The organism is Vibrio sp. 10N.286.51.E5, from assembly GCF_041469125.1.
Lineage (GTDB): Bacteria > Pseudomonadota > Gammaproteobacteria > Enterobacterales > Vibrionaceae > Vibrio > Vibrio crassostreae_C.
On sequence record NZ_JBFRJZ010000004.1, the window covers coordinates 120,372 to 132,110 of the forward strand.

At 44.9% G+C, this 11,739-nt stretch carries 14 protein-coding genes; 1 reads left to right on the top strand and 13 read right to left on the bottom strand.

Translation table 11 applies throughout. The features are described from left to right. Window positions 1-20: 20 nt before the first annotated feature. Window positions 21-1,343, top strand: a complete 1,323-nt coding sequence (locus AB4161_RS00870; protein WP_061024962.1) for an outer membrane protein transport protein — start codon at window positions 21-23, stop codon at window positions 1,341-1,343. A 95-nt stretch (window positions 1,344-1,438) separates the two neighbouring features. On the opposite strand, the gene AB4161_RS00875 is transcribed toward AB4161_RS00870, so the two are convergent. The 13 genes from AB4161_RS00875 to AB4161_RS00935 all read right to left on the bottom strand — a co-directional run. After that, the gene (locus tag AB4161_RS00875; protein ID WP_372082566.1) at window positions 1,439-2,224 is read right to left on the bottom strand and encodes a VacJ family lipoprotein; all 786 of its coding nucleotides are present in this window, start codon (window positions 2,222-2,224) and stop codon (window positions 1,439-1,441) included. Window positions 2,225-2,348: 124 nt separating this feature from the next. Continuing rightward, the gene (ccmI, locus tag AB4161_RS00880; RefSeq protein ID WP_136982081.1) at window positions 2,349-3,569 is read right to left on the bottom strand and encodes a c-type cytochrome biogenesis protein CcmI; all 1,221 of its coding nucleotides are present in this window, start codon (window positions 3,567-3,569) and stop codon (window positions 2,349-2,351) included. Further along, window positions 3,569-4,060: a cytochrome c-type biogenesis protein gene (locus AB4161_RS00885; RefSeq protein WP_065583667.1), complete on the bottom strand. Its 492-nt coding sequence runs from the start codon at window positions 4,058-4,060 to the stop codon at window positions 3,569-3,571. The genes ccmI and AB4161_RS00885 overlap by 1 nt, the downstream gene beginning before the upstream one ends. After that, the gene (locus tag AB4161_RS00890; protein WP_017060653.1) at window positions 4,057-4,608 is read right to left on the bottom strand and encodes a DsbE family thiol:disulfide interchange protein; all 552 of its coding nucleotides are present in this window, start codon (window positions 4,606-4,608) and stop codon (window positions 4,057-4,059) included. The genes AB4161_RS00885 and AB4161_RS00890 overlap by 4 nt, the downstream gene beginning before the upstream one ends. 5 nt (window positions 4,609-4,613) lie before the next feature. After that, window positions 4,614-6,584: a heme lyase CcmF/NrfE family subunit gene (locus AB4161_RS00895; protein WP_372082568.1), complete on the bottom strand. Its 1,971-nt coding sequence runs from the start codon at window positions 6,582-6,584 to the stop codon at window positions 4,614-4,616. Then, complete coding sequence (gene ccmE, locus AB4161_RS00900; protein ID WP_017064106.1) at window positions 6,581-7,063, bottom strand: cytochrome c maturation protein CcmE; 483 nt, start codon at window positions 7,061-7,063, stop codon at window positions 6,581-6,583. The genes AB4161_RS00895 and ccmE overlap by 4 nt, the downstream gene beginning before the upstream one ends. After that, a complete protein-coding gene (ccmD, locus tag AB4161_RS00905) occupies window positions 7,060-7,266 on the bottom strand; it encodes a heme exporter protein CcmD (protein WP_017060656.1) in 207 nt (68 codons plus the stop codon). The genes ccmE and ccmD overlap by 4 nt, the downstream gene beginning before the upstream one ends. A gap of 14 nt (window positions 7,267-7,280) precedes the next feature. Then, window positions 7,281-8,021 (bottom strand): heme ABC transporter permease, encoded by a 741-nt coding sequence (locus tag AB4161_RS00910; RefSeq protein WP_017068974.1) that lies wholly within the window; start codon window positions 8,019-8,021, stop codon window positions 7,281-7,283. A gap of 148 nt (window positions 8,022-8,169) precedes the next feature. Next, entirely contained in the window at window positions 8,170-8,838 is a 669-nt protein-coding gene (gene ccmB, locus AB4161_RS00915) for a heme exporter protein CcmB (RefSeq protein WP_017060658.1), read from the bottom strand. A 1-nt stretch (window position 8,839) separates the two neighbouring features. After that, window positions 8,840-9,457, bottom strand: coding sequence for a cytochrome c biogenesis heme-transporting ATPase CcmA (gene ccmA / locus AB4161_RS00920; RefSeq protein WP_372082570.1), 618 nt, complete (start codon window positions 9,455-9,457; stop codon window positions 8,840-8,842). A 278-nt stretch (window positions 9,458-9,735) separates the two neighbouring features. After that, window positions 9,736-10,248 (bottom strand): DUF2802 domain-containing protein, encoded by a 513-nt coding sequence (locus tag AB4161_RS00925; RefSeq protein WP_017060660.1) that lies wholly within the window; start codon window positions 10,246-10,248, stop codon window positions 9,736-9,738. After that, complete coding sequence (locus AB4161_RS00930) at window positions 10,248-10,742, bottom strand: chemotaxis protein CheW (RefSeq protein WP_017064109.1); 495 nt, start codon at window positions 10,740-10,742, stop codon at window positions 10,248-10,250. The genes AB4161_RS00925 and AB4161_RS00930 overlap by 1 nt, the downstream gene beginning before the upstream one ends. A gap of 72 nt (window positions 10,743-10,814) precedes the next feature. Continuing rightward, the coding region (locus AB4161_RS00935) for a chemotaxis protein CheW (protein ID WP_372082571.1) at window positions 10,815-11,739 on the bottom strand (925 nt) is incomplete at its 5' end.

Here is an 11,739-nt window from a genome sequence, read left to right on the forward strand (position 1 = left end):
ATGATTCAGCGAACATAATAATGAAAATGAATAAGACTCTTCTATCTGCTGCAGTGGCAGTTGGACTACTTTCGACTTCTACCGTCACTCACGCGGCAGGTTTTCAACTAGCAGAATACTCAGCAACAGGCCTTGGCCGCGCATACGCTGGTGAAGCTGCAATGGCTGACGGCGCAGACGCACAATGGCGTAACCCTGCCATGCTGACTTACCTAGAAGGTACTCAGGTTTCTGTTGGTGGTATCTACGTTAACCCTAACATTGATGTTAAAGGTGAAGTAAACCACGCTCACCCTGCTATAGGTACAAGCCAAGCATCTTCAAACGATTTCGCAGATGACGCTATTATCCCGAATCTTTACATTTCTCACCGTTATAATGAAAAGTTCGCTGTCGGTTTTGCATTTGGCACAAACTACGGCATGGAAACTAATCTAGGAGATGACTTCAATGCTTCTCATTTCGGTAACGAAGCAAGCGTAATCACTAAAGAAGCTAACCTAAACTTTGCTTACCAAATTGTTGAGCAAGTTAGCATTGGTGGTGGCATTCGTTACGTTATGGGTGAAGGTAGCTTTGGCGCAACAGCACCAGCAAAAAACGCAGTCGCACTAGACTCAAATAAAATGCCAATCTCCGTTCCTGCTGGTACTACATTGAAATATATGGAAGGCGATGATACAGCTTGGGGTTGGCAAGTAGGTACAGCGTGGCAGATCAACGAAGACCACCGCATCGGTTTTGCTTACAAGTCTGAGGTTGAACTAAAATTAGAAGGTCACGCAGAAGGCATTGGTTTTGGCATGACACCAGGTCAACGTGACAACGGCCATATGATATTAGCACTTCCTGCAACAGCAGAACTTGCAAGTTTCCATCAACTAACAAAAGCATTGGCAGTTCACGCTAGTTTCAACTGGACTGATTGGAGCTCTTTCGAGAAGCTTCAAGCAGAACTGAACACATATGGCAGCCATACAGTTAAAGTTGAAAACTGGGAAGATAACTACCGCCTTGCTTTAGGTGCAACTTACCAAGTTGACCCAAAACTAGCACTACGTACTGGTGTAGCTTACGATACTTCTGCAGTTAGCGACAAAAACCGTACTATCACTATTCCAGAAACTGATCGCACATGGTTAAGTGTTGGTGCTGGTTACCAATGGTCTGAACAGCTTTCATTGGATGCTGGCTTTACTTACATCATTGCTAAAGATGCTCCAATCACAGAATCTCGTGGTTACGCATCTGACGATGCAGCCGAAGCTGTTGGCGGTCAATTTATCGGCACAACGACTGGTAATGTTTGGCTAGTAGGTATCCAAGCTAACTACCGTTTCTAATCTGGTTACTTAATCTAAAGTAGCAAATATAAAAAAGGCTCGATGTTATTTTCAACATCAAGCCTTTCTTTTATCAGTTATTCAAAATCTTATATCTAGTAATCTTCTAGGTATCCGTCAATGAAATCTTCTTCTTCCAGATCGACTTCTTCAGGTTCAATCTCGGCTTTGAAATCACGACGTTGAATATAAACATCTCGCGTTAACGCATATGGATCTGGCGAGTCATCCAACAGCGCTTCTTGTGACACTAACTGAGCACGAGTTTCCATGCCTTCGAATGCCCACTTTCCTAAGCTAGCCCAGAAGTTCAAGAAAGACAGAGGCACATACATACCATCAACGGTTTCAGTTACTTCACGCGTTGTTATTGGGCCATAACCCGGCACCATGAAGTAGGGACCATTCCCTACCCCGTAATGACCAATCGCATCAGAGAACGACTTATCATCGTATTTGGTGATCCCCGCTTCGCTGGCAATATCGATTAAGCCTAACAAACCAATCGTTGAGTTAATCCAAAAACGATTGAAATGGTCGAGTGCTTTTTCACCATTGCCCATAATAAGGTTATTCACCATGCTTGATGGTTCGTCTAAGTTGGCTAGAAAATTGGATATACCAGAACGTACTGGCACAGGGGTGTAGTCAACATAAGCGAGGGAAACAGGGCGAACTAAGTAAGGATCTAGATATTCGTAGTTGATATCCCACATCGCTCGGTTGAAACCTTCAAAAGGATCATTGGGGTGGGACTCTTCGACGTATTCAGAGGTTTCGAGGTTATCATCGTCAACACTTTCGTCCGGCGCGCTTGAACACCCAACCGTTAAGCTTGCGATAAAAAGTAAACTCGAGAGTCTTAAAACACTGACAGACATATCACCTTTTCCATAAGGAATTCAAATAATAAAAAAGGCCAGCAATCGCTGGCCTCAATTGTTTGGCTAAGTCTATACCGTTTATCTGCAAATCGGAATAGCTAACACCTATGCAAAGTGATGATTAATATTGCTTATTGATATCAATGGTAACTGGAGCACCCAGTTCAACCACTTCACTTTCACCGTACCAATCGCCTTCGCGAGTTGAAACGTTGCCGTCTGTATCAAGCCTAGCTCTAACCATCAGAGTTTCAAGGCTAGACAGCTCTTGTCCTTCCAGCATGCTGTTGCCGTCATCTAGAACAACAGTACGAGGGAAAGTCCCTAGTGGGTAACGAGCGGCTGCGATAGGCATTGGAGAACCATCTGCTCTGTGTACTGAAACAATTAACACTGAGTTAGGGTCAGCATTCACGTCTGCAGATAGATCGAGCGTTACAGCAACAGTCTTACCTTGGTCGACACCCATATTGTCGCCCATTTTCTTCTGAGCACTTTCAATACTGCGCGAAAGCATTTCATAGCGACTGTCTTGTGGACCAATCATCTGCTGCATGATGCTCCAGTACTTCACCGCACCTGGGTAGTCTTGACGCTCAAACGCATCAAACGCAAGCAGTGAGAACACACGAAGGTCAACGTAATCGTTTTGAATCAAACGGCTCAAAATCAAACGAGCTTGGTTTTGATCAGCTTCATCAGGAGAAAGCATCAGTGCTTGTGCGAAACCTAACTGAACATCTTCATTCTTAGGTTCAAGCTTGTAAGCTCGCTCCATAGAATCTTTTGCTGTTTCAGCATCACGGTTAGCCAGTGCAATACGACCGAGTAGTAACCAACCTGTTGAATCTTTTGGTTGGTAATGCAGACGAGTACGAAGCGCCAGAGTCAAATCTTCCAGTTCATCATCCGTTAGTGCACCACCTTCCGATGACATTAGCTTTTTAGACAACTCAGGAAGGTTCGAGCTCACTTCTTGCCAGTGTTGAACTTTGTCCAATGCACCGAACTTAAAGTACATACCATAAGTCACAGCCACGACAAGAATGATCGACGGTACAACCACACCAAGCGTAGAGATTTGAGTTTTCTTCATCTCTTCTTGTGCAGGAACATCATCAAGCAGAGACTGTTTCAAATCAGCGATCAGTTCTTGTTGGTTATCAACAAGACCTTCCTCTGCTTCTACTTCTAACTCGACAAGACGGTCTTTATAGAACGCTTTATTCAACTCGTCGCGAAGCATCTCGTCATTGTTTGCCTTCTTGTTAATGAAAGGCAGAACAATTAAGAAAATTGCCGCTAGCGAAAGGATAATGGTAGAAATCCAAAATAGAGTCATTACTTCTTATCTCCGTCGTTCTCTTCATCGAGTAACGCTTTTAAGCGAGCTTCTTTGTCTGCATCCCAGTCTTTATCTGACTCTACTGCTGCTTTTGATTTTGACTTTCTGCTTCGTAAAATAATCAAACCAAATCCAAACACAACAACCGCAAACGGACCAATCCAAAGGATCGATGTAGCTAAGGTCAGTGGCGGGTTGTACGTTACAAAATTACCGTAACGAGCAATCATGTAATCAATAATTTCTTGCTCAGACTTGCCGTCTTTTGTCATCTCGTACACTTTTTGGCGTAAGTCGACCGCTAGCTCAGCATTCGAATCACCAATCGTGTTGTTCTGACATTTAGGGCAACGTAGCGTATTACTCAACTCTTTAAACTGCTGTTCTTGATCTACGGTATCAAATTCATGGAACTCGATAGGCGCAGCAGAAACAGTCGCTGAAATTGCGAACGTAGCGAATAGAGTAATCAGTGCCTTTCTAATCATTTCGATTCCTCCAACAACTCTTGATACATCGGCTCAAGCGTCGATGCCCAGTTGGTTGGGTTCACGTCACCAACATGGCGGTAGCGAACTACGCCGTTAGCATCGATTAGGAAAGTTTCAGGTGCGCCATACACGCCAAGGTCAAGGCCTAGCATGCCATTACCATCAAACAGGCTAATTAGGTACGGGTTACCCAACTCTTTTAGCCAACCAACCGCTTTGTTGCGATCATCTTTGTAGTTAAGACCAATGATCTTAACGCCTTGATCCGCAAGCTTGTTCAGGTAAGAGTGCTCTGCATAACAAGTAGGACACCAAGTCGCCCACACGTTAAGAAGCAGTGGCTCGCCTTTAAAGATCGCTTGATCATGAAACTTACCTGGTTGTTCTAAGTCTTCTAGACCAAACTCAGGAACAGGCTTACCAATCAATACGGATTCTAGCTTAGTTGGGTCATCGCCCGACTGGTTGCGCATTAATTGCGTTGCAAAGATTCCAGCTAGAACCATGAACGCAATCAATGGAATGAATAAAATCTTCTTGTTCATTCGAATTAAGCCTCCTGCTCTTCAGCCGACTTTTTCATTGGCTTACGGAAACGGTAACGACGGTCACTGATAGCAATAGCGCCACCAATCGACATAATCAAAGAACCTGCCCAGATCCAACGTACAAATGGTTTGTAGTAGATACGTACAGCCCAAGATTTGTTGTCGTCTAAACGTTCACCCATTGCAATGTAAAGGTCGCGCGTTACGCCACGGTCAATCGCTGCTTCTGTCATCATAGACTTAGCTGTGGTGTAGAAACGTTTTTCAGCGTGAAGCGTGTTGATGTATTTGCCTTCTTTAGTAATTTCAAAGTCAGCAATGTAACCATCGTAGTTAGGACCATCTTTGTCACGAACCCCTGTAAACAGGAAGCTGTATTCTTCAAGCTGGTAGCTTTCACCTGGCGCCAGACGTACATCACGTTCGATGCTGTAGTTTTGCACCATCGCGATACCAATCACTGTCACGGCTAAACCTATGTGACCACACATCATTGCCCAGTGGCTACGAGGTAGCTTAGTTAGACCTTTCAAGAATGTATGACGGTGAGTCGCACGCTCATGCAGCTCAAAGCCGTGCATGAAGATGATCCAGAACGCCATTACCCAACCAGCAAACGCAGTACCACTGAAGCGGTCAGCCAGTAGAGCAACCATTAGCGCACTCAAGCCAAGTGAGAGTGCACCTGAAATCAGCATTGGTTTAACAAGCTTAGACAGGTTGTCACGTTTCCATCGGATCAGAGGACCGATACCAAGCAGGAACGAGAACGGGATCATTAACCAGAAGAACAACATGTCAAAGAATGGTGCACCGATAGATACCGATCCCAAGCCTAACTGTTTGTGAACTAGTGGTAATAACGTACCTACTAACACAACCACTAGGGCTGCAATCAATAAGATGTTGTTGCCAAGCAGTGCGTTTTCACGAGAAACCAGATCGAAGTTACCACGAACACGAACCGATGCGCCTTTAATAGCAAACAACAGCAGTGAACCACCGATAACGAAGACTAGGAAACCTAGGATAAACATACCGCGAGCAGGATCCGACGCAAACGCGTGAACCGATACCAAGATGCCTGAACGAACTAAGAATGTACCTAGTAAGCTTAGCGAGAATGCAGAGATAGCCAGCAATACTGTCCAAGCTTTAAATGTGCCACGCTTTTCTGTTACCGCTAGTGAGTGCATCAGCGCAGTACCAGCCAACCAAGGCATGAATGAAGCGTTTTCTACTGGATCCCAGAACCACCAGCCACCCCAGCCAAGTTCGTAGTAAGCCCACCAAGAGCCTAGTGCGATACCTACTGTTAGGAATAACCAAGCTGCGATTGTCCAAGGACGAGACCAACGAGCCCATGCCGTATCTAAACGACCACTCATTAGAGAAGCGATGGCGAAAGAGAACGCTACCGAGAAACCTACATAACCCATGTAAAGCATTGGCGGGTGAATAATCAAACCCGGGTCTTGCAGTAGTGGGTTCAAGTCGCGGCCATCTACAGGGAAGAAAGGCAATGTACGTAGGAACGGGTTAGACGTTACGATAATGAACAGCAAGAAGCCGACAGTAATCAAACCCATGATAGCCAAAACGCGAGCCACAGACTCTTGAGGCATACCACGACTGAATGTCGCTACTGCTACAGTCCAACCCGCTTGGATGAGAACCCAAAGCAGTAATGAACCTTCGTGCGCACCCCAAACCGCCGTAATTCGGTAGTACCAAGGTAGTTGGCTGTTTGAGTTACTTGCTACGTATTGAATCGTAAAATCATTTGTGTAAAACGCGTAACACAAGATAAAGAACGAAATCGCTAAGAATCCGAACATACCCCACGACAACGGTCGTGCGCTGTTCATCAATAATGTGTTATTTCGAGCGGCTCCATACAATGGGAGCACGCTTAGCAGCAATGCAAGTCCCAAGGACAAGATCATCGCAAAATGGCCGATCTCGGCTATCATTGAGCATTTCCTTCTTTTTGTTCAGTCGTGTATTGCAAAGGCTCATGGGTTTTCTTCATTGCTTCCGCAACTTCAGAAGGCATGTACTCTTCATCGTGCTTTGCCAACACCTCAAACGCTTCGATTGTCGTTGCATTTTTAAGCACACCCTGAGCAACAATACCTTGGCCTTCACGGAAAAGATCAGGAAGGATGCCATCGTATAGAATCGTTACTTTAGGGCCTACATCTTGCAAATCAAAGCTTACACGTAGTGATTCATTGTCACGGCTTACAGAGCCGACTACGACCATGCCACCAATACGTAGGCGTTGACCAACTTCAGGTTTTTTACCATCTTTGCCGTTGACCAGCTCAGTTGGTGTGTAGAACAGATCCATGTTCTGGTTAAGTGCGTAAACCATCAATCCAACAGTCGCACTGATACCAAAAAAGATCGCTAAGACAATGCCCAGCCTCTTTTTACGTCTTGGGTTCATAGAGTGTTCTCCATATTTTTTGCTGCATCGATACGAGCCTGACGATCAATCTTAGCTTGTACTTCATTTAGTAATTGCTTACCACGACGAACGCTTACGACCAGTAAAATGATCATCGCGAGGAATGTGATTCCAAATGCACTCCAGACATACGAGGCATAACCTCCCATGGCTAAGAAATCACTCAAAGATTCAAAATACATAATTACCTACCCTACTACGCTTTTTCAGCCGCAAGCTTGCGAACCCATGGACGGTGACTTTCTTTACTGATGATTTCGTTACGGAAACGAATCATGGTTAAAGCGCCAAAGAAGAAAGCGAAGCCGAAGATGTTAAGAAGAAGCGGCCATAGCATGTCACTTGAGATCGAAGGTTTTGCGAACTTAGTAATGGTCGCGCCTTGATGAAGTGTATTCCACCACTCTACAGAGAAGTGAATGATAGGGAGGTTGATGACACCAACGATAGCCAAAATGCCTGCCGCTTTCGCTGCTGTTTTTTGGTCGTCAAAAGCGTGGTGTAGTGCGATCACACCCAAGTATAGGAATAGAAGAATCAGCTCTGAGGTTAAACGCGCATCCCAAACCCACCAAGCACCCCACATTGGTTTACCCCAAACTGCGCCAGTTAGTAACGCAATGAAGGTAAACACAGCGCCAATCGGTGCCATCGCCAGTGCGGCCATGTCTGATAGCCTTACCTGCCATACCAAACCGATAAAGGCAGCAATCGCCATCGACATGTAAACGCCCATCGACCAGATTGCAGACGGAACATGGATGTAGATGATACGGAAGCTATCGCCTTGTTGGTAATCAGAAGGCGCAAATGCAAGCCCCCACACGGTACCGACGGATAGACACAATAGCGCTAGGATCGAAAACCATGGCAAAAGTTTACCAGCAAGCTGATAAGAGGTTTCTGCTTTGGCATAGGGATGGAGCCATTTCCACATGTTATAATCTCACTCTTACTTCATATTGCTTACAGCTATTAAAGCTATAATTATAATAATTTTATTTGTCTTGCTTTCAGTTTTATTGACTCTATGAGTCCAATCGACACATTTGGTTCACATTGGCTATACGATAACGGAACCCCAATCAGTTCACACTTACTCTAAGTGCGGCACTGATCGCAAAAGGCGTCATAGTCATCGCACCCATTAACATTGCCCCAAGCACCGCCAATTGACCGTTGTATGCAACGCCCAAAGCCGCAGCGTCAATTGCTGACGTCGCGAAGATTAAAATGGGGATGTAAAGCGGCAAGATTAACAGGCTTAACAGGACTCCGCCCTTCTGTAACCCAACGGTTAACGCAACACCAATCGCACCAATAAAACTCAATGCGGGTGTTCCTACCAGCAAGGTCAACACAACTGAGAGCCATGTATCAAAATCTAAAGACAACAAAACAGCCAATAATGGGCTGATTAAAATCAATGGTAACCCGGTCAACAACCAGTGTGCTATGACTTTGGACAATACTACCAACTGCAACGGGATTGGCATCAGCATCATCTGTTCAAGGGCGCCATCTTGAAAATCATCACGGAAAAGACGCTCTAAAGAGAGCAATGCAGAGAGCAAAGCGGCCACCCAAACAATACCCGCAGCAATACGCGCAAGTAGGTTTGGCTCTGGGCCAATACTCAAAGGGAAAAGCGTGATAACAATGATGAAGAACCACAAAGGGTTAAAGATATCCGCTTGACGTCGAAACGCGATAAGCAGTTCGCGTCGGATAATCGTGGTCATTGAAGAGATCATATTACTCACCCAACTTTATTTTTCTTAGTTTCGGGCTATCAGCAAACATATCTTGGTGTGTGGTTAACAACACAATGCCACCGTTGTCTGCATGCTGAGAAAAAAGAGATTCGAGAACTTTCACGCCCTGCTTATCAATGGCAGTCAGCGGCTCATCAAGAATCCACAACATTTGCTTGCTCAACCAAAGGCGAGCCAACGCAACTCGGCGTTGTTGGCCTGCTGAAAGTTGCCCCGCAGGTACGTCTTCTCTGCCCGCAAGCCCGACTTGAGCCAGCGCGTGATAAAGCTCTTCTTTGCTGGTACCGCCACTGTGAATCGACTGATAAAAGCTCAGATTCTCATAAGCACTAAGCTCGCGCTTTACGCCTGTTTGGTGACCAAGAAAAAGTAAATTTTGATGATAAACATCTCGACTCGATTCAATAGGCTCACCGTCCCAAGAGATAGTGCCGTCATCGCGATCGCCTAAGCCAGTAATAATCCTAAGGAGTGTCGTTTTCCCGGTACCGTTACGACCTTCAACTTGAACCAGCTCACCTGGTTTCAATTGAAAAGACAACGATTCAAACAGAATCCTGTCGTCACGAATAGCAGTTAAATTTGAGACTTCTAGCATAGGTAAATTTAGTCGAGTAATGAGAGCGCTATAGTAGCACACCAACATGGTGACAAAACAGGACTAGGCGTTTTCGATAGAACAAAGTCGGTAAGAAACTGTTACCACCTCATCACAATTTACACATTTTCATCAACAAACAAGATATTGTCGTAGATACAAGCACTTATAAACATCGTTCTATATAGATCGGACAGGCATAAAAAAAGAAGCCGAAGCTTCTTTTAAGAGGAATACGTAATAAACATCAATTGCTCAATACGAATTAAGCGCTCAATTTAACGACGTCGAGGCGGGTCTCTGCGATCGCGAGAGGCATCGGGTTGCTGATCGTACGATGAAGGGTCGCTTCGTAATGAAGGAATTTTCTCTTTACCAGCAAGCTTGTTCTGCAGAGACATCATCAGCTCAGCTTCTGCTTTGGGTAATTCACATTCTTCAATTAACTCGTTAATCCCAGCGCCAAGCTGAACCATTTTCGTTGCACGTGTGTACAAACGTCCATCGGTATCCGCATGTTCCAGCTCAACAATACGTTCATTCAAATGTTTGATAAGATCTTGTTGTTCAGTCACTTTCTGGCCAAGGCCAACCACAACAGAGCGAACCTCAAGTAATTGCTTACTCGATTTTTGAAGCTCTTTGTCCAAGTTACGAACTTGCAGGCGTGACTGATCGAGCTGCTTTTGAATCGCACGTTTTACTTTGCTAATCAAAATCAGGATAAATAACGTAAAAACCCCAACGCCTGATATCAGAGCGACAGGGCTTAAAGGAAGCGCTTCAAACATTACAGGTGAGCCATCTCATCCCATTCGTCTTCGCTTAGTAGTTTGTTTAGATCTACTAAGATAAGTAGCTTGCCATCTCGGTTACTTACACCTTGGATGAACTTAGCACTTTCATCAGTACCAACACTTGGCGTTGTGTCGATTTCAGAAGAACGCAGGTAAACCACTTCAGCAACGCTATCTACTAGAATGCCAATTACTTGACGCTCAGATTCAATAACGATGATACGAGTGTTGTCTGTGATTTCACCTTGCATCAAACCAAAGCGAGAACGAGTGTCGATAACAGTAACAACGTTACCACGTAGGTTAATAATACCTAGAACGTAATCTGGAGCACCCGGTACTGGAGCAATTTCGCTGTAACGTAGTACTTCACGTACTTGCATTACGTTGATGCCGTAAGTTTCTTCTTCTAGCTGGAAAGTCACCCATTGAAGTACTTCATCATTCGTTTGCTCTTTTCTTACTTCAACTTCACTCATATGAGACATAGATAATCCTCTTGCCGTCGTTACCGACCACTATTATTAACTTGATGCTTATTGTTAGCCCAATGCTTATTACTAGCTTAATGCTTTTACATCTAGCCCTGCGTTTAGCATGGCGATTAATGCTTCAACATGAATCAAAGCACACATTTTTTCTTTTACCATACCAGCGAGCCATGGGCGTTTCCCTGCCATTTCTCGCCAACGTACTTTGTCTGTATTAAGTAGCTCGGTGCCTTTGAGCTCTGTGCCCGCCAGGCCCCACAAGCTCTCTCCAAGCATCACTATATATTGATAGTTTTCTTTGTATTCGTCACCTGATAGTTTCTCAGACATCACCCATTTTGCGGTGTCGACCACATCTAGCTGACTATCACGGTTGGTTTGTAAACCCAAATACCAAGCTGGCTTACCAATGATATGACTTAACTCTTCAAGGCGATGGATGCCGCCAAGCTCATCAAGTGGCACCGCAAAGGTCACGCCGTTTACATCAAAATACAAGACTTGAAAGTCTTCTTTGCGAACCGTACTTTCCCAAGAGGTAAACTGGTCAGCACCTCCTGCTTGAGTTTCGGGTTCAATAACTGTCTCGGGATCAGGAACATCAAGTTCAGGCTCAACAGCCTTAACTTCTACTTGTTCCGTCTCCAACGATTCAGCTTGTAACTCTTCAATTTGCTGCGATTCAACAGGTGGCTCTACAACAATTGATAAATCGGGTTCTGGAAGATTCCAATCCTGAATCTCTGGCTCTTCGAACACTTGAACAGACTCAACCGCGGCATCAAACATTTGCATGTCTGCTTGCTGGGCGATTTTCTGGGTGTTCTGATCCATCAACTCATCAAGGTTCAGTTCATCAACAACATTGGTCGCCTCTAAACGGCTGAGTAGTTTCTGAACATCTTCAAGGTTAGGAACCTCAAACTCAGCCGCGCGTATTTCTGCGTAGCTTGAGTGGTGACTCGAAAATTGGCGCTCTGGCTCTGGCTCTGGC